This window comes from Paenibacillus sp. AR247 (assembly GCF_002968895.1).
GTDB classification, from domain to species: Bacteria; Bacillota; Bacilli; order Paenibacillales; family Paenibacillaceae; genus Paenibacillus_AQ; species Paenibacillus_AQ favisporus.
Genome location: NZ_PCZT01000008.1, coordinates 1 through 21,693 on the forward strand (window position 1 = coordinate 1; position 21,693 = coordinate 21,693).

Annotated in this window: 20 protein-coding genes, 1 rRNA gene, 2 pseudogenes and 1 riboswitch; of the genes and pseudogenes, 15 read left to right on the forward strand and 8 right to left on the reverse strand. The window is 55.4% G+C overall.

The genetic code is table 11. From position 1 onward, the window contains the following. Positions 1 to 52: 52 nt before the first annotated feature. The 3 genes from rrf to CPT76_RS07460 all read left to right on the forward strand — a co-directional run bounded on the left by rrf (position 53) and on the right by CPT76_RS07460 (position 2,965). A 5S ribosomal RNA gene (rrf, locus tag CPT76_RS07450) occupies positions 53 to 169 on the forward strand. Positions 170 to 529: 360 nt separating this feature from the next. Beyond that, positions 530 to 1,627: a DUF3626 domain-containing protein gene (locus tag CPT76_RS07455; protein WP_105442452.1), complete on the forward strand. Its 1,098-nt coding sequence runs from the start codon at positions 530 to 532 to the stop codon at positions 1,625 to 1,627. Positions 1,628 to 1,936: 309 nt separating this feature from the next. Then, positions 1,937 to 2,965, forward strand: coding sequence for an MFS transporter (locus CPT76_RS07460; protein ID WP_181152727.1), 1,029 nt, complete (start codon positions 1,937 to 1,939; stop codon positions 2,963 to 2,965). Here CPT76_RS07460 and CPT76_RS07465 read toward each other — a convergent pair. From CPT76_RS07465 to CPT76_RS07495, 8 genes are all read right to left on the reverse strand, one after another. Further along, the gene (locus CPT76_RS07465) at positions 2,949 to 4,754 is read right to left on the reverse strand and encodes a copper amine oxidase N-terminal domain-containing protein (protein WP_105442454.1); all 1,806 of its coding nucleotides are present in this window, start codon (positions 4,752 to 4,754) and stop codon (positions 2,949 to 2,951) included. The two genes, CPT76_RS07460 and CPT76_RS07465, sit on opposite strands and share 17 nt — an antisense overlap. 51 nt (positions 4,755 to 4,805) lie before the next feature. Beyond that, complete coding sequence (locus tag CPT76_RS07470) at positions 4,806 to 5,150, reverse strand: EamA family transporter (RefSeq protein WP_105442455.1); 345 nt, start codon at positions 5,148 to 5,150, stop codon at positions 4,806 to 4,808. 1 nt (position 5,151) lies between these two features. Next, positions 5,152 to 5,796 (reverse strand): DUF2304 domain-containing protein, encoded by a 645-nt coding sequence (locus CPT76_RS39130; protein ID WP_258168180.1) that lies wholly within the window; start codon positions 5,794 to 5,796, stop codon positions 5,152 to 5,154. After that, positions 5,786 to 6,175, reverse strand: a complete 390-nt coding sequence (locus CPT76_RS41275; protein WP_308737540.1) for a glycosyltransferase family protein — start codon at positions 6,173 to 6,175, stop codon at positions 5,786 to 5,788. The genes CPT76_RS39130 and CPT76_RS41275 overlap by 11 nt, the downstream gene beginning before the upstream one ends. Continuing rightward, positions 6,172 to 6,528 carry a glycosyltransferase family 2 protein gene (locus CPT76_RS41280; protein ID WP_308737541.1) on the reverse strand — a complete coding sequence of 119 codons (357 nt, stop codon included), beginning with the start codon at positions 6,526 to 6,528 and terminating at the stop codon, positions 6,172 to 6,174. Before CPT76_RS41280 ends, CPT76_RS41275 begins: the two co-directional genes overlap by 4 nt. Further along, the gene (locus CPT76_RS07485) at positions 6,503 to 7,777 is read right to left on the reverse strand and encodes an ArnT family glycosyltransferase (RefSeq protein ID WP_105442456.1); all 1,275 of its coding nucleotides are present in this window, start codon (positions 7,775 to 7,777) and stop codon (positions 6,503 to 6,505) included. The genes CPT76_RS41280 and CPT76_RS07485 overlap by 26 nt, the downstream gene beginning before the upstream one ends. Positions 7,778 to 8,032: 255 nt before the next feature. Beyond that, positions 8,033 to 9,262: a sensor histidine kinase gene (locus CPT76_RS07490; RefSeq protein WP_105442457.1), complete on the reverse strand. Its 1,230-nt coding sequence runs from the start codon at positions 9,260 to 9,262 to the stop codon at positions 8,033 to 8,035. 6 nt (positions 9,263 to 9,268) lie between these two features. Then, complete coding sequence (locus CPT76_RS07495; RefSeq protein ID WP_105442458.1) at positions 9,269 to 9,976, reverse strand: response regulator transcription factor; 708 nt, start codon at positions 9,974 to 9,976, stop codon at positions 9,269 to 9,271. A 275-nt stretch (positions 9,977 to 10,251) separates the two neighbouring features. Between CPT76_RS07495 and CPT76_RS07500 the strand changes: the two genes are divergently transcribed. The 12 genes and pseudogenes from CPT76_RS07500 to purL all read left to right on the forward strand — a co-directional run. Then, positions 10,252 to 10,995 (forward strand): acyl-[acyl-carrier-protein] thioesterase, encoded by a 744-nt coding sequence (locus CPT76_RS07500; protein WP_105442459.1) that lies wholly within the window; start codon positions 10,252 to 10,254, stop codon positions 10,993 to 10,995. 79 nt (positions 10,996 to 11,074) lie between these two features. Then, complete coding sequence (locus CPT76_RS37120) at positions 11,075 to 11,215, forward strand: hypothetical protein (protein ID WP_163880674.1); 141 nt, start codon at positions 11,075 to 11,077, stop codon at positions 11,213 to 11,215. Positions 11,216 to 11,383: 168 nt separating this feature from the next. Continuing rightward, positions 11,384 to 13,521 (forward strand): annotated as a pseudogene (locus CPT76_RS07505) (DNA topoisomerase III). Between the two features lie 311 nt (positions 13,522 to 13,832). Further along, positions 13,833 to 14,096, forward strand: a complete 264-nt coding sequence (locus CPT76_RS07510; RefSeq protein WP_076176818.1) for a DUF1294 domain-containing protein — start codon at positions 13,833 to 13,835, stop codon at positions 14,094 to 14,096. A gap of 99 nt (positions 14,097 to 14,195) precedes the next feature. Next, the gene (locus tag CPT76_RS07515; RefSeq protein ID WP_076176817.1) at positions 14,196 to 14,630 is read left to right on the forward strand and encodes a universal stress protein; all 435 of its coding nucleotides are present in this window, start codon (positions 14,196 to 14,198) and stop codon (positions 14,628 to 14,630) included. Positions 14,631 to 14,849: 219 nt separating this feature from the next. Further along, positions 14,850 to 14,951: riboswitch (purine riboswitch) on the forward strand. 164 nt (positions 14,952 to 15,115) lie between these two features. Then, positions 15,116 to 15,601, forward strand: coding sequence for a 5-(carboxyamino)imidazole ribonucleotide mutase (gene purE / locus CPT76_RS07520; protein ID WP_105442460.1), 486 nt, complete (start codon positions 15,116 to 15,118; stop codon positions 15,599 to 15,601). Beyond that, positions 15,598 to 16,770: pseudogene (gene purK, locus CPT76_RS07525) on the forward strand (5-(carboxyamino)imidazole ribonucleotide synthase). Before purE ends, purK begins: the two are co-directional and overlap by 4 nt. 3 nt (positions 16,771 to 16,773) lie before the next feature. Continuing rightward, positions 16,774 to 18,069 carry an adenylosuccinate lyase gene (gene purB / locus CPT76_RS07530; RefSeq protein WP_076176814.1) on the forward strand — a complete coding sequence of 432 codons (1,296 nt, stop codon included), beginning with the start codon at positions 16,774 to 16,776 and terminating at the stop codon, positions 18,067 to 18,069. A 290-nt stretch (positions 18,070 to 18,359) separates the two neighbouring features. Beyond that, positions 18,360 to 19,247, forward strand: a complete 888-nt coding sequence (locus CPT76_RS07540) for a phosphoribosylaminoimidazolesuccinocarboxamide synthase (protein WP_105442462.1) — start codon at positions 18,360 to 18,362, stop codon at positions 19,245 to 19,247. A gap of 110 nt (positions 19,248 to 19,357) precedes the next feature. Continuing rightward, positions 19,358 to 19,603 carry a phosphoribosylformylglycinamidine synthase subunit PurS gene (gene purS, locus CPT76_RS07545; RefSeq protein WP_076176812.1) on the forward strand — a complete coding sequence of 82 codons (246 nt, stop codon included), beginning with the start codon at positions 19,358 to 19,360 and terminating at the stop codon, positions 19,601 to 19,603. A gap of 5 nt (positions 19,604 to 19,608) precedes the next feature. Continuing rightward, positions 19,609 to 20,298, forward strand: a complete 690-nt coding sequence (gene purQ, locus CPT76_RS07550; RefSeq protein ID WP_076176811.1) for a phosphoribosylformylglycinamidine synthase subunit PurQ — start codon at positions 19,609 to 19,611, stop codon at positions 20,296 to 20,298. Next, positions 20,276 to 21,693 (forward strand): phosphoribosylformylglycinamidine synthase subunit PurL (gene purL / locus CPT76_RS37125; RefSeq protein WP_105442497.1); only part of this gene is annotated, 1,418 nt, incomplete at its 3' end. The genes purQ and purL, both read left to right, overlap by 23 nt.

Genomic DNA, 21,693 nt, shown 5'->3' on the forward strand with positions numbered 1-21,693 from the left:
AAAACACAGATTCGTTTCGTATCTAGTTTTCAAGTGATCAAACACTTGAACGTTTGGTGGCGATAGCGGAGGGGTTCCACGCGTACCCATCCCGAACACGACCGTTAAGCCCTCCAGCGCCGATGGTACTTGGACCGAAGGGTCCTGGGAGAGTAGGACGTTGCCAAGCGAAGGACCACTGTTGATAACATCGACAGTGGTTTTTTATTTCTTATCCCCAATGTGGACAACACATCCGTTTTGTCCGTTCATCCACAAATACATATTCCCTGGTCGATTTTCTAAAGGTTATGCACAAAAAAGAGAACCATCCCCGCTCAAATTGGATTATAATCATAAATTATATTCCCATAATTCACAGTTTCATCCCCAGTACTCACAATTGAAGTGTACTTTATGGCATAAATGATTCATGTGGTGATGTTCAGTTGACTTTTGTCTAAATGTTATTCACATGTACATAAGTTTGTAAGTTCATGCCAAGGGCTCTTCGTATGATTTCCCCGGGATCGATAAAGGAGGAGTAAGTTTGACCGAAGCACAAGCTCGAGCTGTACAGTATGTACGTACGGATGCTTTGGATGTGCAGTGCCTTTCCCGCAGCGTAATTGACCGGATTTTGGCTGCAGAAGGACTTAGCGCTATTGATGTTGACTTGCTTATTGATCATATTCGCCGTTTTGCTCGGGTTACGCTCAATTTTCATCCGGATCGTCTGCTCGCTACCGGCCGTTCGGTGGTTGAGGGACTGCTTCAGGATGGGGTGTACCGGGGACAGTTTGAGACCTCGATCTCCAACGGGAGCCGAACGGCATTTGCGGGTGGAGATCGTGACCGCTGGGAAGAGCGTTTATTTGGAAAATCATACCAGGCGCCCGGAGTAACCAACGAAGAGCGGCCGAAGTATGGTGGGCTTAACCTGATGAATTATGCGGACGGTGCGTCACCGCGGTTTGGCTCTTGCCACCTGGTCCTTCGCCCACATGTTTCAGAGCGCTGCACCTTTACGTTTGGGGATAGCTTTATGGGTCCGGAGCGAAAGGGAACGATCGACGTTTTTTCTCCATTGTTGGCTCCTCTGTTTGAGGCGGCTGTCAGCACACAGGAGGTGCTCGGCTCGGATCACATCAACGTACGGCTGTTGGTGGAGCTGCTTCAATCGCTAAACACCAGATCCAGCGAGTTTACACCCGAAGCCTTAGGAAGGTCACTCGATGACTACATTGAAGCACAAGTTCATGCTGTGGTGGATTTGGCGAATGACGCGGAGGCCCTGATTGCTGATCCCTCGTTCAAAGGCACGCCAACGGGGAACCTGTTGGAAGAGACCTGCTATAAATATGATTTGCGGCTTGGTTGGCATTCGGGTTTTCAGTTAGAGGTTGGATCGGTACCGGGCGATTTTCGGGGGCCTGCGATGCAGCCGCTTGCACTCAGGATCGACCAAAGGTTCGGGAACGATAGGGGGCGGATTGACGCGGCAGTATTAGGCTTGGCAGCGGCATCGCTGCACAATCACCCCGAGGAGTGGCAGGACTGGGGATCATACGATGAAACGTTACAGCACATTAAGCAATTATGGCATGTCCTTGTCCGATTTGGTCCTCCTTATCGTTGTGTCACGTAATATTACGTAGTATCAAGTCGGTGAACATATAAAAGGATCAGACTTATATTGCTTTCTATCCATTTGATGACTTTCTTTGTCTTCCAGACTTTTAATGCTCGAAAAAACTCCCATGCTTGGAAAAACTCCTAAGAACGAAAGGACGGTGACGGGTTGAGCATTCAAAAGCAGGAATCCAAGCGACATGAAAAAATGGGTTCAACCGAACCTCTGGATTCTTATGAAACCGTTGCCCGTGGTGAATCAGAAGCTTTGAATGAGATACAGCGACCTCAAACAAAGGACGACTCCTTCTCCAGGAGACAGGTCGTGCTGTTTATCTCCGTTGTTTTCCTGTACTGGTTCTCGTCTTATATTTATGTTCCGATTTTGTCGCCTTATATCGAGCATTTGGGGGCATCCTATACCTATCTGGGTATCGTTCTCGGTTCCTACGGTTTGATGCAAATTTTGTTCAGGCTGCCGCTCGGTATTTTATCAGATTTTATGGAAAAGCGCCGTCCATTTATTTGGCTGGGGCTGGCCGCCAGTGCGGTAAGTGGGCTGATGTTTGCTGCGTTCGGACAGTTGGGTTGGGCGCTGGCTGCAAGAGCCATGGCAGGGATCGCCGCGTCGACCTGGGTGGTGTTCACCGTCGCATTTTCAGGTTTTTTCCCGAAACATGAGGTAACCCGGGCGATGAGCATGATGCAGTTCACCACCGTGGCCGCCCAATTGACGAGCATGCTCGTCAGCGGGTATTTGGTGGAGCGTTGGAGCTGGCAGCTGCCGTTTTGGCTTGGTGGCATCGTCGCGGTGATAGCCCTTGTACTTGCTTTATTTTTGCGGGAAAAAGAGCCGGATCCCGGGCGCACCCCCATGTCGCTTCAGGATTTGGCACCCGTTATGCGCGACCGGACGCTGTTTCGAGTTTCTTTTCTGTCGATCCTGGCGCACTGTGTTCTGTTCATCACGATGTTTGGGTATACGCCGAATCAGGCGCTGGACCTGGGTGCAAGCAAAAATGACCTTGCCTGGCTGACGCTGTCTTTCATGCTGCCGCATGCGGCGGCTACGCTGTTTGCCGGACGGACCCTCGTTAACCGTTTCGGGGCAAGGGCCGTGCTAACCGTGGGGTATGTGGGAACGGCCGTTTTTACGTTTTGTATCCCGGCGGCATCGAGTTTTGGCTGGCTGTGCGTAACGCAAATATTTAATGGACTGGCACAAGGACTGGTCTTTCCGCTCCTATTGGGCAAATCGGTGGCCCACATCGAGCCATCCCTGCGGTTTGATCCGCCAAAAAGACCCGCAAAGCGCTCAAACGCTTTGCGGGTCTTTTTTATTTTTCCGAAATAGGGAGAAACAGCAGGGAAAACGGCAGGTTGCTGCCGGCAGCCGGGGACAGCCAGAGTTCCACCTTCTCCTCCCGGGCCTGCGTCCGGTACAGCACGGTGGCACTGTCCTGGGAGCCGTCGCCGTGCTTGATCTCGACAACCCGGTCGTTCACCCTCGCTGAGCCGAAGTACCTACCGCCACGCGGGTTGAAGGCGATGAGCGTGTCCGGCGCAACATGGTTCAGAATGATTTTATACAGGACACCGTAATTGCCGGAATTGATGGCAACGCTGTCCTGCATCCCGTCCATCCCCCGCTGAAAAGGATCGGTGGTGTTGTCGGTGAGCGGCAGGCGCTCCGCTTCCGTTCCGACCGTGCCGTCGTATTCGAACACGCGCGTCGAATCGGCAAAGGTGCCGCGGACGATGGACTCGATCGGATTTAAATCGGGCAGAGACGGCATGACCGCAATCGGGTCATGATCGGCCTGGACCATCAGCATGGTATATTCGACGGGTGCATCGCTGGTGACATCGGCATTCATCGTGATGACATCGCCGGGAGCAGCCGCGGTAGCATTCAGCTTGGGAAAGAGGGCCACGCTCTCGCCGGGGCCGATCTGCACGCTTCGCTGTTCGCTGCCGGTCAAGGTGGACTCCAAATACCGGACGCCAGCCAGTCTGCCGGATAGCTCAGGATACGGGGTCGGCCCCGCCACGCCCGCGTTCTCGATCTGGATCGATGCCGCGGTATCGTTCGGATTGGTGGCGATCAGGTAGAAGCGTGCCTTTGCGGCCAGGTTGTTTTTGTGATGGACCAGAAACCGGGCCGGTCCCGACAGGATGTCCTGATACAGAATCCCTTCCGAGTTGACCGTCTCCGGACCGCTGGCCCGGAACAGCAAATACGGCTCGGTCGTGTAGGTGTAGGGCAGCGCTTTGTAGGACAGGATCGATTTGCCGCTGACCTGGAATGTGCCGCCTGCCGGAGTGAAGCGCATGGCATACTCTTCTTTGCTGTACATCACCTCGGAGGTGATTTCGATTTTTTTACTGTATTCGGATGTCAGGCCGTTCTTGTCGGTGACCTTAAGCTTGATTTCCACCGTACCTGGCTCGAAAAAGGCCGGTTCGTTGTTCGTCCATTCGCGATTGGTGATCGCGTCTTCGTCGTCGGTGCTTTGATCGCTCAGGGTCACCGGCTCGCCGATCCGGTATTGATCTTTGTCCGTCGTAAAATAGGCCTGCGGCGGTTCGTTCGTTTGCGGACCTTCTGGCTTGTCCGTCCCCGAAGATCCGGTGCCGCCAGGGTACAGAGAAATTTGGTTTCCCTGGAGCACGTAAGGGAGATGAAAAGCAGCCGTCAGCGAAGTGAGAGGAACCATCAACACGCCGCGGTCCTCGTACGCTTCGCCTTTCATCGTTTTCGTCTCCCCGTTGACTTGATATGCCTTGGTATGTACGCGGTACCGGGCTTCGGTACCTTCTCGGGATACGGTGGTCTCTTTCGTAGAGGCTTGGTAAGTCACTTTACAGCCCAAAGAGACGGCAAGCGAGCGGAGGCTGACAAAGGTGACTCCTTTTTTCACGACAGTGGAACGGTTTAATACGGACTCGGTGCCGCTATTTAGGATTCGGCTGCTGTTTAAATAGATGACCGTCGTTCCGGAAGGAGCTGCGGGTGCTTGAGCCGTAGATACTTTCTGCGGGATCGTAGGCTCTTGCTCCAAATCGGATGCGGCAGATGCCGGAACCACACCGTAGGCGGCAAGCAGAACGGAAGTCAGAAGGGCGGTTTTTTGTATTTTCATGGGAATGATATGGAACTCCTTTTCTGAAATTTGATAATAAAACAGGGGCCTTTATTTGGCGGCAATCATGACCGCTCCCAGTACGATGACCGCGGCCCCGATCCAGCGGTTCAGCGGGACGCTTTCCCCGAAGAAATACCACGCGGCGAAAATGCCGGCGGCGTAAGCCAGGCTTTGCAGCGGGTAGGCAAGGCTGAGCGGCAGCCGGGACAGCACGACGAACCACAATCCCGTGGCCACTGCATAAAGGGCGATACCAAGCAGAATCAGCGGCGAAAATAATACCTGCAAAAGGTTGCCAAGGTGGATGCCACCTTGCTGCTGCAGGCCGATTTTCCAGGTGATTTGACCGGCGACCAGGAGCAGCATATTGAGAAGCAGCATCAAGTAAGCCATACTAGCGGTTCACCTCCGTGCTCGAAGAAGACGGCACAATAATTTGCTCTTCGGAAGAAGCCGCCGCAGAAATTCGCTGACAGGGTTCCGTGGAATGAAGTCCGGAGAATTCCCCGGACGGCATCCCGGATTGCTGCAGGGTATGCGCTTCTGGGGGCTGTTGAGAATGCGGTCTAGATGACTGCTCAGGATGCGGTCTAGATGTCTGCTCAGAATGAGGTGCGGATGTCTGTCCCGGGCGCGATCCAAAGGCAGGACCTGAGGCAAGCCCCATAGAGCTCTCTGAGCCTCCCTCCGCCTGGGCTTCAAGCTTTTGAATGCGTTGTTCCTGCAAGCCCAGCGTTTGGGTAAGCACGATGACCCGGTGCGTGAGCGTGGAGACCGCCATCGTCAAATGCAGCAGGATGAACAGCACCGCGACTACACTCAGCAGGTAGAGCAGCGACGGGGCGTAATAAATGTTGATCCGCTGCGCCACCTCGTCCAAAAGGGACGGAAACAGGGACAGCACCATCATGATCACGCTCATCAAAAGCCAGAGCAGGGCGTACTGCTCGCGCAGCCTGCGCTTGCGGATCAAGTATAAAATCGTGCCGGCAAAAGCAAGGCTGATGCAAAAGCTGATGATATAAATATTAAGATTCATAGCGGTTTTCCCACGCTCTCTTTTTGTTGGTTTTCATGAGCAGAACCGACAGGATGACCTTGGACATGTAATACACGGATTTCATGGCCGAGATGCTGGAGACGCCTCCCTGACGCTCATTCATCACGACGGGAATTTCCGTAAAGGACAGCTCCCGGTTGTAGAGCAGCATCAGCGCCTCTACCTCGGGATAGTCGGTCGGGTACTCGCGTGCGAACAGGGAGATAGCCCGCCGTCCGCACAGGCGATAGCCGGAGGTTGGATCGGTCACGTTCTGCCCGGTGAGCCGGGTCACGAGGGCGGACAGCAGACCGATGCCCATTTTGCGGGCGAAAGTCGACTGAAAGCCCTCTTTGGTAATAAAACGGGAGCCAATCACCATATCGGCGCCGGTATCGAACTGGGCGGACAGGAGGCGGCGCAGATGTGCTGACCGTCGCCGTCGATCTGCACGGCGTAGTCATAGTGATGCTCCGCCGCGTAGCGGTAGCCGGTCTGCACCGCGCCACCGATGCCCAAGTTGCAGGTCAGGTCGATGACATTGGCCCCTGCGGCCCGGGCGATCCGGCTGGTAGCGTCGCTCGACCCGTCATTGATGACGAGCACGTCTGCGTAAGGGGCGTCTTCGCGGAGCCGGCGGATGACCTGCCCGATCCCCTCCGCCTCGTTATAAGCGGGGACGATCACGAGCACTTTGGGCGGCTTGTTATGACTTTCCGGTCGATTCAGCATAAGTAACGGCTCCTTTCCGTGTATTTGAAGAGCGGGTCCATTTCTGCCACGCCCAGCGGAGGATGGCGATCCCCGCTGCCGCATCCAGCATGATGATCAGCGGCATGGCGGTGTAGTTATAGCGGAACTCAGGGACGAAGGCCAGGCGGGTAACCGTCATGACCGCTACAATCAGCGTCATCAGCGTTAATGGCTGCTTCCATTTCCGAAGAGAAGCGACCAGGGCCACGGGACAGAACCACACGAGCGCCACATGCAGCAGGCTGCCCAGCGGGCTCGGAAGCACACGGTATAACGGGCTGTGGCCGCTGCCGAAGTACATATTCGAATAAATGTACTTGAGCTTGCCGACGGTGTACCATTTGACGAACTGCCATGTGTGCTGCGTAAAACCGATCTTCAGCCGCTCTTTGGCGACTTCCATCTGGGTTTTGCCATGCCGGTCGACCAGGCCGTCGTTGTAATTTTTGTCCGGATAGGTGCCGGCGGCAAACGGATTGACCTGGGTGGAGGCGATCACGACCTCGTGCAGGGTCACCATGTTGCGGACCACCCAAGGAGCGAGGACGATCCCTGTTCCGATGCAGGTGAACAGCAGCAGCTTGAGCGTGAGGCGGAATTCCTTTTTCCAGAGCCAATACAACCCGTACACCGGCGCGATCACAATTAAAAACTCCGGACGTGTCAGCACCAGCAGGCCCATCGCCGCCCCGCTCAGCAGAGCGAGGGTTCGTGTTCTGCGCTCGAAGGCTTCAAGCTGCAGACGGATATACAGCATCAGGAAAAAGCAGGCCAGCGTCTCGGTCAGAACCGCACCATTGCTCCAAATAAAAGGCGGATACACGCTGCTGATGAGCAGCACGATCATCGAAACGGTCCGGCCCGAGAGCTTTCGGGCGACCGAGTAAATGAGCCACAGGGTGACAAGGCTGATCACGACCTGAATGTAACGGATGTAAGGGAACGGATCATGATGCTGGTAATCGACCAGCTTGTAGATGGCCGCCATAAACAGCGGATACCCCGGCGTGACCTGGGCGTTCGGCTGGGTATCCTTGTAAGCGTAGATCCCTTTTTCGAGCAGCTGCCGGACCATGATGTCGTAATTCAGCGTGTCATGCGAAACCTTATGGTTGACCGAAAGCAGAAAGTCCAGCCGCACATAGGCAGCCAGCGCGAAGATCAGCACGAAAATCGTGATGAGCAGCGTTTTTTTATGGGCAAACAATTTTGAAGTGATGGTGTACATACGGATTTCGTGCTCCTTCCTTGACAGACATGGGAGACAAACAGCTCTCCTCACGGACGATGCCTGCTGTCCTCCTAACTTGAATCTAAGATTACAGGAGAGTTCTTAACTGGAGCCTACCCAAATGCTTAACAAACGCTTAAGTTTTTCTGTTAAAAAATGCGGCGGGGAGCGGAATAGCACCAAAAAAGCAGATAGCCGCACTCCCCAGATGGGATGAGGTTATCTGCTTTTTGTATGGTGAAAGGAAAGTGGTTATGCCGGCACAGCCGGATCGGGAAGCCGGGTCTCAAACACGGTCTGGTTCGTCGAGCTCTCCACGGAGATGTCGCCGCCGTGCACGTCGATGATGCTCTTGGTGATGGCCAGCCCGAGCCCGGTACCGCCGGTCGCCTTGGAACGCGATTGCTCTACGCGGTAGAACCGTTCGAATATATACGGTAGATCCCGCTTCGGAATGGGCTCACCGTAATTGCAGACTCGTATGCGGACAAACGCTTCTTCCTTTTCGATATAAACGTCGATGTATTTGCCGCTGCTTCCATATTTAATGGCATTGGAAATGAGATTTTCGTAAGCCCGGACGAGGTGGTCGCCGTCGGCTTGAATGATGACCGGCTGCTCCGGCGCGTGAATCTGCAGAATCATGTTCGCCTGCTCCAGGCTTGGCACAAACTCCTCGGCCAGCTGCCGGATCAATCCGGTTACATCCAGCTTGCGCAGGTGAAGCGGCATGCCGTTGTTGATGCGCGTATACTCAAACAAGTCGTCGATCAGTTTCTTGAGGCTGAGCGATTTTTCATAAGCGATATTCATGTAATAGCGAAGCTCCACCTCGTCGGCATAACGGTCTTTATCGATGATTTCCAAAAATCCGAGAATGGAGGTCAGCGGGGTCCGCAGGTCGTGGGATACGCCGGTGATCAGATCGTTTTTCGTCTTCTCGGCGTTACGCTCCTCTTGAATGGAGCGGTTTAACTGAGCGCTCATCTGGTTGATGCTGTCGGCAATCCGGCCGAGCTCATGGTTTTCCCGAACCGGAATTTCATAATCGAAATGTCCCTTGGCGATCTCCGCCAGCCCGTAACTGATTTCCTCCAGGTACGTATGAATTTGCCCGGACAGGTTGTTCATGTGTTCCGCGATCGTTCCGAGCTCATCGGCAGCTTTCACACTGACGGAAGCTTGGAGCCGCCCGCCGGCCATGTCCTCCAGGATTCCGGCCAGCTCTTTGGCATAACGAACGAGGGGCCGGGTGGAAGCCACGTAAAGGGACAGGAAAAAGACGACACCGAACACCCCGATCGTCGGCCTGGAGCCGATATGGTTGATCACCCAGATCACGGGCACATTATAAGGCGGGCGCACAATGATATAAGAGGCGAGCAGACGGCCGAGCAGCACGAACAGCAGCGTCAGCCCGGTGCAGCCGAGAAACACGGCAAGGAACTTCCAGCGGATGCCGATGTATACCTTGGTGGTCATGGTGCTCTACACCTCCTTCGCCGATTTCATTTTGTAGCCGATGCCCCAGACGGTCTTGATGTAGGCCGGATGCTGAGTATCCTTTTCGATCTTTTCGCGGAGCTTGCGGATATGGACCATCACCGTGTTTTTGGATTCCATGAACGGCTCGTTCCAGACCTCTTCGTAAATTTTGTCCATGCTGAGCACGATGCCCTGATTGACGGCCAGCAGCTTCAAAATGTCGAACTCACGGGGCGTCAGCTTCACTTCCTGCTCCCCGACGGTCACCGTATGGGTGGCGGTATTGATCACCAAATCGTCGATCACGATTTCGTCCTCGGCTGTGGTATCGCGGTAATTTAACAGCTTGTACCGGCGCAGCTGCGATTTGACGCGGGCGACCAGCTCCAGCGGATTGAACGGCTTGGTGACGTAATCGTCGGCACCGATGCTCAGGCCGGAAATTTTATCGATATCCTGGCTTTTTGCGGACAGCATGATGATGGGGGTGTTGTTCTTTTCCCGGATTTTCATGCAGGCTTGAATCCCGTCCATTTGGGGCATCATCACATCAAGGATGATGAGGTCGATCGGATGGCTTTGCAGCGCTTCGAGTGCCTCCAGTCCGTTAGATGCTTTATATAAGGTGTATCCTTCATTTTTTAAATAAATTTCAATCAGTTCGATAATTTCTTTCTCGTCATCGACGAGCAGGATCGCTTCTCTGGACATTACGGCATTCACACCTCTTTGAATATTGTGGAAACTAGGAGTATGCTTGATGTATAGCATTATAAACCGAAACTCTTAACATTATGGTCACGAATTTCTTAACATTAACTTAAATTCCGCCGATGTTGTGGCCTTAGGATGAGCGTTCCGCTGCTTCTTATACATACAGGGAAAGGGCGCAGCCGATGAAAGATAGGGCTTTTTCACCAAATGGAAAGGCTGGCTAACAACGTACGAGTATAATTTTAACGTAAAAAGAGGAGAGAGCGTATAGCATGGGTAACAAGTGGACTGAAACCTACTTAATTCATTCCAACGATATCGATTTTAAATCCGAAGCGCGGCTGTCGGTACTGCTGTCTTTGGCGCAGAGAACGGCCGACGCCGATCTGGAGCAGCTTGGGGCGACGAGGGACCAGATGATCGAAGCGGGCATGGGCTGGATGCTGATCACAATGGATCTGCGCATCAGCCGGATGCCGAAGGCGCTGGAGCCAATCAACGTCGAGACCTGGAACAAAGGCCCGAGAGGGGCCCTGTGGCAGCGGGACTTTGTGATTTATGGCAGCGGCGGGGAAATTCTCGGCGAAGCGTGCAGCATTTGGGCGCTCGTGGACATCCAGAAACGCAGAATGCTGCGGCCATCCAAGTTCCCCTTTGACGTCTACATTAATGAAGAGGATTCGGCCGGTGAAGCACCGGATAAAGTAACTATACCTGAGGATATGCCGCTTCATGAAGCGTACCGCTCCGTGGTACGTTACAGCGGGATCGATGCCAATCTGCATCTGAACAATTCCCGTTATGCCGATCTGTGCATGGATACGCTGTCCAAGGAGGAGCTTACGGGTTATTCTTGTGCTGGTTTTCGGATAACCTACCATCACGAGGCCCGATTGGGGGATGACATGGTGGTGAAACGGTCAGAGCTGTCCGGCGGCCGGGTGTACGTGAGCGGACAAGCCGAGGACGGGTCGCATTATTTTGACGCGTATCTTCTATTGAAAGAAACGAACTGAACGAACGAAGGCATCCCAAGGGCCCCATGGATAATTCCGTCCCGATCGGGGGATTGTTAAAGGATAAGGGGGGATAAGCATGCCGCATCGTAAACCGGTTAAAGACAGTAACCTGCCAAACAGAGCGAGCCGGAAACAGGAATATACTACGCTGCATCCGGATAAAGCTGCTAAATTTCCGCCGAGCCTGAACCAAATTCCGAAGCAGGAACAGGATTAGGCATTTACCGCACCACCCCAGGTCCTTCAGTGGCATCCTCGGCTCCTGCCGAGGTTCCGCTGGGGGATTTTATTTTGCACAGTCGATAGATAAAACAGGGTTACCTTCCTTTTGCATCCGCTGCCGGATTCAATGTTATAATAGGACGGAAAGAAAGGGTGGTACGTCATGAAATCATTGGTATTAGCCGAAAAGCCTTCCGTGGCCCGCGAAATTGCGCGCGTCATGGGAAGCCACGACAAGCATAAAGGATATATCGAAGGTCCGAAATATATCGTCACCTGGGCGCTGGGCCATTTGGTCGGACTCGCGGAGCCTGAGGATTACGACAATAAATACGCAACCTGGAACCTTGAGGATCTGCCGATCCTGCCGGAATCGATGAAGCTGAAGGTGCTGCGTGAATCCGCCCAGCAATTCAAGGTTGTGCAGCAGCAGCTCCGCCGCCAGGACGTCGGCGAGTTGATCGTGGCGACGGACGCCGCGCGGGAGGGGGAGCTCCTCGCCCGGTGGATCATGAAGATGGGAAAATGGAACAAGCCGTTCAAGCGGCTCTGGATATCTTCGCAGACAGACAAGGCGATCAAGGAAGGTTTTGCTTCGCTGAAGCCGGGGAACCAGTTCGACCGGCTGTACGAATCGGCGCGCTGCCGGGCTGAAGCCGACTGGATGATCGGCCTGAACGTGACGCGGGCGCTCACGGTCAAATTCGGGGCGCAGCTCTCCGCGGGACGGGTGCAGACCCCGACGCTGGGCATGATCATGGACCGGGAAAATGAAATCGTAAATTTCCGGTCGGAGGAGTACGACACGATCAAGGCCGACTTCGGCGGATTTGCCGCGGTGTGGCGGGGGAACAACGGCGACGCCCGCATCTTCGACAAGAGTGCGGCCGAAGCCTTGAAGCGCAAGCTGGACGGCTCGTCCGGCCGGATCGTCAAGGTGAAGAAGACGGAGAAGGTCGAGGCTCATCCGCTCGCTTACGACCTGACCGAGCTGCAGCGGGATGCGAACCGCCGGTTCGGCTTCTCTGCGAAGCAAACGTCGGGCGTACTTCAGCGTTTGTATGAGCAGCACAAGCTCGTCACCTATCCCCGGACCGACAGCCGCTATCTGACGTCGGATATGACCGGCACGCTGAAGGAACGCCTGGAGAGCGTGGCCATTGGGCCATATGCTTCCCTGGCGCGTCCGCTGCTGCGGAAAAATTTGAATATAACCAAACGCGTCGTGGACGATTCGAAAGTCAGCGATCACCACGCGATCATCCCGACGGAAGAGACAGTGCTATTGAACCAGCTGAACACTGAAGAACGCAAGCTGTACGACCTGATCGTCCGGCGCTTCATCAGCCTGTTCTACCCGCGGCACGGTATGACGCGGTCGCGGTAACGATCGACGTGGAAGGCGAGTCCCTTCATGTGAAAGGGACGACGATCAAGGAGAGCGGCTGGCGCGAGGTATACGGCGGAGATGTCTCCGACGAATCGGATGAAGATTCGTCGGCTGATACCGACGGCGAAGAGAGCGGAGCCCAGCTTCCAGTGCTGAACGAGGGCGAAGCCGTCAAGGTGCAGCGGGTCATCATGCAAGGCGGCCGGACTTTGCCGCCGAAACGGTATACCGAGGCTACGCTTCTGTCCCAGATGGAGAAGCACGGCCTCGGCACCCCGGCGACGCGCGCGGACATTATCGAGAAGCTGGTGAACTCCGATACGATCGAGCGCCAGGGGAACGCGCTGCATCCGACGGGCAAAGGCAAGCAGCTGATCGGACTTGTTGCGCCGGAGCTGCGGACGCCGCAGCTGACGGCCAAGTGGGAAGCCGAGCTGGAGAAGATCGCCCGCGGCCAGGGGCAGCCGGAGCCGTTCCTGAAGGGAATCCGCGGCATGTCCAAGGATCTGGTGGCAGGCGTAAAGAACAGCAAAGCGGACTACAAGCCGCACAACGTCTCGAACAGCCACTGTCCGGACTGCGGTACCCGGCTGCTGGAGAAGAAGGGCAAGCGCGGCAAGATGCTCGTCTGCCCAAGCGAGGACTGCGGCTACCGCCGTTCGGACGAGAAGCGCCTGTCCAACCGCCGCTGCCCGCAGTGCCACAAGAAGATGGAGATGAAGGAAGGCAAAGCCGGCTTGTATGTGCAGTGCCTGTCCTGCGGCATCACGGAGACAGTCAACAAGGACAGCAAGCACGTCAACAAGCGCGAGGAGCGCAAGCTGGTGCAGCAGTATACCAAGAAGCAGGAGCCGATCGGCTCGAACCTCGGCGAGCTGCTGAAAGCTGCGATGGAGAAAAAGAACGGTTAATAGCCTGGAAGACCCGGGCTGCATGCTCTGGCTGATCGGACTGACAGAGCATACATGCATAAACCTGTATCTCCTCTTGCCGACATTGAGGAAATCTAGCTAGTTCACTGGAATCTCTCAAACGAGAGGAAGCCGTCATAGTAAAGGAGCGTTACGCCGGAGACGCTGATTTGCTCCATCAATATTTAGGAAAACTCCGCCAGGTAGGCGTTTTTGCTGGGAATACTGGCAGACGGATTCCTGGCGGTTTGTCTCTTGGCTAGTAAAGTTTTATAATAGAAGCAAGCAGTAGAACGGGGGTGGTAGCGTAAGTGAGGACGGCGCTCTTGATCTGGTTTATTTTTATCAACGCGGTAGGTTACCTGATCATGTCCGAGGATAAAAGAAGGGCAAGAAACAGGCGTGACCGTGTGCCGGAAAGAACGCTCTTTCTGCTTGCCGCCATCGGCGGTGCGCTGGGCGTACTGATTGCCATGTACCGCAAACGCCATAAGACCAGGCATCTGAGCTTTCGGGTCGGGATACCGCTGCTGCTGTTCGTCAACGCAGTTCTGTACGCATTTTTCATGAGTTGATTTATCGCTTGATGGTACAACATGGTTTCATTTCTTGCTAATTCGGTTTAATAACATCTCAATTCACACTTCATACAGAGAAAGCGCAGGTGGGTCCACATGTTATTTTCCAAAATTCTTTTAGCTTATGATGGTTCCAAAGCTTCCAATAAGGCTCTTGAACGTGCAATCGAACTGGCGAAAGCGGCGCCTGACGCGGTCATCGACGTCGTACACGTCTTTGATTTCCCGCGCGTATTCATTGGCGAAGGCATGGCTCCGATTCCGGCGTCCGTCAATCAGGACTTCTATGAACTCGCTGAGCAGACGGTCGCTGAAGTGAAGAAACGTCTCGACGGCGAAGGCGTCGCCTACAATGCGGAGATGATCCAGGGTGGACCTGCGGAAGTCATTCTGGAATATGCCAAGGAAAAAGGCAATGACCTGATCGTGATCGGCAGCCGCGGCTTGGGCGGAATCCGGGAGTTCGTGCTCGGCAGCGTCAGCCACAACGTCGTGCAGCATGCGACCATTCCGGTGCTTGTCGTTAAATAAATGATGGAATTGTAAGCCAGTGTGCCCCGAATATGGGGTGCACTGGTTTTGTTTTAGGAATGATCAGCGGCAAAATCCGAACATTCGATTTTACACTGTTTTAATTGTTCGTGTTTTAGTTGACATGTTGTGTAGGGGATTGTTAAACTGTTAGGTGTAAAGCCTTAAGGGATTTGGAAGAGGCAGAGAACCATCGCTGGATGGTTAAGGGAATGAACAAATAATCGAATGAATTGATCTCGTATAAAGCCGGGGATATGGCCCGGAAGTTTCTACCCGGATACCGTAAATGTCCGGACTACGAGGGAATACTGCCGAGGAGTCGCCGGTTCCGATGGACGGAAAGGCTTCCCTCCTTGCTGCGTTTGCGGCAGCGGTATTCCTTACCCGGTCCGGTATCCTGAAAGTCAACGTATTTCTCGGGCACCGGGCCTTTTTGGGTCTCTCCCGAATGAATAAAAAACTTTTGGAAAGTGGGTTGAAACATGTCAGCAGCGGTCGCTGTCATTATGGGCAGCAAATCGGATTGGGAAACGATGCAGCATGCATGTCTCGTCCTGGACGAACTGCAAATTCCGTATGAGAAAAAGGTCGTGTCCGCGCACCGGACGCCGGACCTGATGTTCGCCTTTGCGGAGCAGGCGGCGGAGCGCGGCCTCAAGGTCATCATCGCCGGAGCCGGCGGTGCCGCGCATTTGCCGGGCATGGTAGCGTCCAAGACGGCGCTGCCGGTCATCGGCGTGCCTGTGCAGTCCAAGGCGCTGAACGGCTTGGATTCGCTTCTGTCGATCGTTCAGATGCCGGGCGGCATTCCGGTCGCGACGGTGGCGATCGGCAAGGCGGGCGCTACGAATGCGGGCCTCCTGGCCGCGCAAATCATCGGGGCCTATGACAGCGAGGTTCAAGCGCGGGTGCAAGCTCGAAGAGATGCCATCCGCGACGAAGTGCTGGAAAGCAGTGATTCGCTATGAGCAGCAATCAGGCATCTCAGCAGACATGGCTCCCTGGTTCCACCATCGGCATTCTGGGCGGCGGCCAGCTGGGACGAATGATGGCGCTGGCCGGAACCGCTATGGGGTACCGCTTCATCACGCTCGATCCGACGCAGGATTCGCCCTGCGGGCAGATTGCAGGACAGATTGAAGCGGCTTACGACGACGTTGATGCAGCCCGCCGGCTGGCGGCGGCGTCGGATGTCATTACGTACGAATTCGAAAACGTCGACGCAGAAGTCGCGGCGCTGCTGGAGAAGGAATCCAGCGTGCCGCAAGGAAGCGCGCTGCTCTACACGACGCAGCACCGCCTCCGGGAGAAGCGGGCGATCGAAGCTGCGGGCGTGCCCGTGGCCCCGTACCGCGAAAATTACGAGCCTGGAGAGCCTCAGAGAGGCGGCTGCCGAGCTCGGACTTCCCGGCGTGCTGAAGACCGCCACCGGCGGATACGACGGCAAAGGCCAGATCGTTCTCCGCTCGGAGGATCAGCTCGAGGCGGCTTACGAGGAACTGGCTGCCACCGGCCGCGAGCTGGTACTGGAGAAATTCGTTGATTTTCAATGCGAAATTTCAGTTATTGCCGCCCGAAGTCCAAAAGGGGAAGTAAAAAGCTTCCCAGTGGCAGAAAATATTCATGTAAACAACATTTTGCACCTGTCGATCGTCCCGGCGAGAGTCGAGGAGCAGGTTCAGCGGGAAGCCCGCAAGCTGGCGGAGCAGCTCGTGGAGCACTTGGGGGCGGTCGGCCTGCTGGCCGTGGAGATGTTCGTGACAAAGGACGGTCAGCTGTACGTGAACGAGCTGGCGCCGCGTCCGCACAACTCCGGCCACTACACGATGGAGGCCTGTGCGACCTCGCAGTTCGAGCAGCATGTCCGCGCCGTGTGCAACATGCCGCTTGGCGACACGACGCTGCTGACCCCGGTGTCATGGTCAACGTGCTCGGCCAGCATCTGGAACAGGTGATCCGCTCCAGCGGCAGACCAAGCATCGCCGTCAGCGAATACGGCGTGGTGCCGAAGCTTCATTTATACGGCAAGAGCGACGTGAAGAAAGACCGTAAAATGGGACATATCAACCTGCTGTGCAAGGACGTGCAGGATGGACTCGACTGGGTTGAACAAACTAACATCTGGAGGGAAGGATAATTTATGATCGAACGTTACAGCAGACCGGAAATGCGGGCCATCTGGACCGAAGAAAATAAATTCAAGGCATGGCTGGAAGTAGAACTGTGCGCATGCGAGGCTTGGGCCGAGCTGGGCGTCATACCGAAGGAAGACACGAAGCTGCTTCGCGAAAATGCCAAATTCGACATCGACCGGATTTACGAAATCGAGCAGGAAACGCGCCATGATGTCATCGCCTTTACCCGTGCGGTATCGGAGAGTCTTGGACAGGAGCGCAAATGGGTACATTACGGGCTCACTTCCACCGACGTGGTGGATACAGCGCTCGGATATCTTCTCCGTCAAGCAAACGAAATTTTGGAGAAGGATATTTTGAACTTCATCGAGATCCTGAAAGACAAGGCTATAGCGTACAAAGACACGCCGATGATGGGACGTACGCACGGTGTTCATGCCGAGCCGACGACCTTCGGCTTGAAGATGGCCCTCTGGTACGAGGAAATGAAGCGCAACCTGGAGCGTTTCCGCCACGCGGCGAACGGCGTCCAGTTCGGAAAAATTTCCGGCGCGGTCGGCACCTATGCCAACATCGACCCGTTCGTGGAAGAGTTCGTCTGCAAGAAGCTCGGCACGAGCCCGGCTCCGATCTCCACGCAGACGCTGCAGCGTGACCGCCATGCCGAATACATGGCAACGCTGGCGCTGATCGCGACGTCGCTCGACAAGTTCGCAACGGAAATCCGCGCGCTCCAGAAGAGCGAAGTGCGCGAGGTTGAAGAAGCCTTCGCCAAAGGCCAGAAGGGCTCCTCGGCGATGCCGCACAAGCGCAACCCGATTGGCTGCGAGAACATCTCGGGCCTCTCGCGCGTCATCCGCGGCCACATGGTGACCGCCTATGAAGACGTGGCGCTCTGGCACGAGCGCGATATTTCGCACTCCTCCGTGGAGCGGATCATCCTGCCGGATGCGACGATGCTGCTGAACTACATGCTGAACCGCTTCGGCAACATCGTGAAGAACCTGACCGTATTCCCGGAAAACATGAAGCGCAACATGGCGCGTACTTACGGCGTGCCGTTCTCCGGCCGCGTCATGACGAAGCTGATCGACAAAGGCTTCAGCCGCGAGCAGGCGTACGACACCGTGCAGCCGCGGGCAATGCAGGCGTGGGAAGAGCAGCGCCAGTTCCGCGACATCGTGGAAGCGACGCCGGAAATTACGGAGGCGCTCAGCCCGGAAGAGATCGAAGATGCGTTTAATCCGTCGTGGCATCTGAAGCACGTAGATACGATTTTCAAAAAGCTTGGCTTGATATAAGAGCGTTTGGTTTGAAGTTATTCGTGAGTAACCCGTATTAGAGGCTTGAAGAATGATGGACTCAACATCACGGCACACATCTTCAGCGATAGCAGCGAAAGGGACGGAATCGATCCGCAAGAAGCGACAGCGTTCGCCTTTGTCTCCGGATTTCAACCGCTATTTAAGAGCGACCGATCAAGAAATTTGGAGACAACAGCGATCGGCGGAACGATCCGTAACTGCAGCGGCTACCTCGCTGGCGACGAGGGGATTTTCGAGTGTTGAGCCGAGAAATGGGGAGGATTCGCATGACATCACCGGCTGTATCGACCGCGGTGGAACTGGTAGACGCGCCGCTGCTGTACAAAGGCAAGGTGCGCGAGCTTTACGATTTGGGAGAGCATGTGCTGATCGTGGTCACCGACCGCATATCCGCTTTTGACTATGTGCTGGAGCCGCCGGTGCCCGAGAAGGGCAACGTGCTGAACAAGCTGAGCGCGTTCTGGTTCGAAATGACGAAGGACTTCATGGACAACCATGTTGTCCATACGGACGTCGAGCGCCTGGGCGCCGTGGCGAAGAACAAGGAGCTCTTGAAGGACCGGATCATGGTGGTCCGCAAAGCCGAGCGGATCGACATGGAATGCGTCGTGCGCGGTTATATTACCGGCGGCGGCTGGAGGCAGTACCAGGCGGGCGGTGAAGTGAACGGCATCAAGCTGCCGGAGGGCATCCGCAAGAACGAGGCGTTTCCGGAGCCGATCTTCACGCCGGCGGCCAAAAACGATGTCGGCCATGACGAGGACATCTCCATGGAGCGCATGCAGGAACTGATCGGCGAAGAGCTGGCGCTGGAGCTCCAAGAGAAAAGCCTGAAGCTGTACGACTTCGCGCGGCGGTACTGCGATGAGCGCGGCATCATTTTGGCGGACTGCAAGTTCGAATTCGGCGTACTGGACGGCAAGGTAATCCTGATCGACGAGATTTTTACGCCGGACTCCTCGCGGTTCTGGGCAAAGGAAAACTACGCGCTGGACATCGAGATCGACAGCATGGATAAGGAGCCGGTGCGATCCTACCTTGCCTCAACACCATGGGACAAGAACAGCCAGCCGGACCCGCTGCCGCAGCCGGTAGTAGACGAAACGACCCGCAGATACGTGGATATTTACGAACGCCTGACGAAGCGCGTTTAAGATAGAAACCGCTATAGTAACGAACTTAGGTTTTAGACGATTTTTTAGCTAATGCAGGCCTGAAAAGGATTCACTCATTCACTCATTCCTAGAGGAGGAACTAGAAGAACATGATGAAAGCTACGGTCTATGTCACTATTAAGCAGGGCGTACTCGATCCGCAGGGGGTTGCGGTGCAGGGAGCGCTTCATTCGATGGGATTCGAGGAAGTGTCGAGCCTCCGCATCGGGAAATACATGGAGCTTCAGCTGGACACGAATGACCGTGCTGAGGCGGAACAACGCGTCAAAGCCATGTGTGAGAAGCTTCTGGCGAATACGGTAGTCGAGGATTACCGATACGAATTGGAGGGCTAACATCCATGAAATTTGCAGTTCTCGTCTTTCCCGGCTCCAACTGTGATATCGACTGCTACAAAGCGGTAGAGGAAACACTCGGGGAGCCTGTCGATTACGTCTGGCATACCGCAACAGACCTGTCCGCTTACGACTGCATTCTGGTTCCTGGCGGTTTCTCTTACGGCGACTACCTTCGCTGCGGGGCAATCTCGCGGTTTGCTCCAGTAATGAGTGAAGTGGCCAAGGCTGCAGAGCAAGGCAAATACATTCTGGGCATTTGCAACGGATTCCAAATCCTGACGGAAGCGGGGCTGCTGCCGGGTGCGCTGCTGCGCAACACGTCCATGAAGTTCCGCTGTCATGATACCGTGCTGAAGGTGGCGAACAACCGCACGCCGTTTACGACCGACTTTAGCGAAAATGAAGAAATCGTCATTCCGATCGCCCACGGCGAAGGGAATTACTATTGTGATGAAGAGACGCTCGCGCGTCTTCAGGAAAATAACCAAATCGTCTTCACCTACAGCAGCAATCCGAACGGCTCTGTCCTGGATATCGCCGGCATCTGCAATGAGCGCGGCAACGTCGTCGGCATGATGCCGCACCCGGAACGCGCAGTGAACTCCCTGCTCGGCTCCGAGGACGGCAAGCGTATGTTTACATCCATTTTGAAGGCTTGGAGGGATACCCATGGCGCAGCAAGTGTCCGCTAAGGAACCGACCGCAGCACAGATTGCGGAACAGAAAATCTATCAGCAGTTTGGGGTATCGGACAGTGAATACGAGCTGATTTGCTCCTTTATGGGACGTCAGCCGAACTATACCGAAATCGGCGTGTTCAGCGTCATGTGGTCTGAGCATTGTGCCTACAAAAATTCGAAGCCGCTGCTGCGCCGCTTCCCGACCAGCGGCCCGCGGGTCCTGATGGGACCGGGCGAAGGCGCGGGGATCGTCGACATCGGCGACAACCAGGCGGTCGTGTTCAAAATCGAAAGCCATAACCACCCTTCCGCGGTAGAGCCTTACCAAGGCGCCGCGACCGGTGTGGGCGGCATCATCCGCGACATTTTCTCGATGGGCGCAAGACCGGTGGCGCTGCTCAACTCGCTGCGTTTCGGCAAGCTCGAAAGCGACCGTGTGAAGTATCTGTTTGAGCATGTTGTGGCCGGCATCGCCGGATACGGCAACTGCATCGGTATTCCGACGGTGGCTGGTGAAGTGATGTTCGACAACAGCTACGACGGCAATCCGCTGGTCAACGCGATGTGCGTCGGTCTGATCGACCACGACAAAATTCAGCGCGGCGTGGCTAAAGGCGTGGGCAACCCGGTCTTTTACGTAGGTCCTCCTACCGGACGCGACGGCATTCATGGGGCGACGTTTGCATCGGTCGAGCTCAGCGAAGAGTCGGAAGCGAAGAAGACGGCCGTTCAGGTCGGCGACCCGTTCATGGAGAAGCTGGTGATGGAGTCGACCCTGGAGCTGATCGATTCGGGGATCGTGCTCGGTATTCAGGACATGGGCGCAGCCGGCTTGACCTGCTCCAGCGCGGAGATGGCGAGCAAGGCGGGCAACGGCCTGGAGCTGTACCTCGACCAGGTGCCGCAGCGTGAAGAAGGCATGACGCCGTACGAAATGATGCTCTCCGAATCCCAGGAGCGCATGCTGTTCGTCGTCGAGCCGAAGGACGAAGCGCAGGCGATGGAAATTTTCGAGCGCTGGGGCGTCATCTGCGCCAAGGTCGGCAAAGTGACCGACGACGGACGCCTGAAGCTGTTCCACCACGGCGAGGTCGTTGGCGACATGCCGGTCAAGGCACTTGTTGACGAGTGCCCGGTGTACAACAAGCCGTCGAGCGTGCCTGCTTATTATGAAGCAAACGCCGGCGTCGATACCCTGCGCTACGAAGAAGTGAAAGAACTGGGCGGTGCCCTGAAGCAGGTTTTGGCTTCCCCGACGGTTGCCAGCAAAGCCTGGGTATACAATCAATACGATTACATGGTCCGCACGAGCACGGCGGTCCGTCCGGGTTCCGACGCGGCAGTGGTTACGATCCAAGGCACGCGCAAAGGCCTCGCGATGACGACTGACTGCAACGGGCGGTACGT

What these genes read in the sequence shown, in the direction of transcription:
- CPT76_RS07465 (WP_105442454.1), bottom strand. Translation starts at nt 4,754, where the DNA reads ATGAAAATACAAAAAACCGCCCTTCTGACTTCCGTTCTGCTTGCCGCC.
- CPT76_RS07470 (WP_105442455.1), bottom strand. Translation starts at nt 5,150, where the DNA reads ATGGCTTACTTGATGCTGCTTCTCAATATGCTGCTCCTGGTCGCCGGT.
- CPT76_RS39130 (WP_258168180.1), bottom strand. Translation starts at nt 5,796, where the DNA reads ATGAATCTTAATATTTATATCATCAGCTTTTGCATCAGCCTTGCTTTT.
- CPT76_RS41280 (WP_308737541.1), bottom strand. Translation starts at nt 6,528, where the DNA reads ATGCTGAATCGACCGGAAAGTCATAACAAGCCGCCCAAAGTGCTCGTG.
- CPT76_RS07485 (WP_105442456.1), bottom strand. Translation starts at nt 7,777, where the DNA reads ATGTACACCATCACTTCAAAATTGTTTGCCCATAAAAAAACGCTGCTC.
- CPT76_RS07490 (WP_105442457.1), bottom strand. Translation starts at nt 9,262, where the DNA reads ATGACCACCAAGGTATACATCGGCATCCGCTGGAAGTTCCTTGCCGTG.
- CPT76_RS07495 (WP_105442458.1), bottom strand. Translation starts at nt 9,976, where the DNA reads ATGTCCAGAGAAGCGATCCTGCTCGTCGATGACGAGAAAGAAATTATC.
- CPT76_RS07500 (WP_105442459.1), top strand. Translation starts at nt 10,252, where the DNA reads ATGGGTAACAAGTGGACTGAAACCTACTTAATTCATTCCAACGATATC.
- CPT76_RS37120 (WP_163880674.1), top strand. Translation starts at nt 11,075, where the DNA reads ATGCCGCATCGTAAACCGGTTAAAGACAGTAACCTGCCAAACAGAGCG.
- CPT76_RS07515 (WP_076176817.1), top strand. Translation starts at nt 14,196, where the DNA reads ATGTTATTTTCCAAAATTCTTTTAGCTTATGATGGTTCCAAAGCTTCC.
- purE (WP_105442460.1), top strand. Translation starts at nt 15,116, where the DNA reads ATGTCAGCAGCGGTCGCTGTCATTATGGGCAGCAAATCGGATTGGGAA.
- purB (WP_076176814.1), top strand. Translation starts at nt 16,774, where the DNA reads ATGATCGAACGTTACAGCAGACCGGAAATGCGGGCCATCTGGACCGAA.
- CPT76_RS07540 (WP_105442462.1), top strand. Translation starts at nt 18,360, where the DNA reads ATGACATCACCGGCTGTATCGACCGCGGTGGAACTGGTAGACGCGCCG.
- purS (WP_076176812.1), top strand. Translation starts at nt 19,358, where the DNA reads ATGATGAAAGCTACGGTCTATGTCACTATTAAGCAGGGCGTACTCGAT.
- purQ (WP_076176811.1), top strand. Translation starts at nt 19,609, where the DNA reads ATGAAATTTGCAGTTCTCGTCTTTCCCGGCTCCAACTGTGATATCGAC.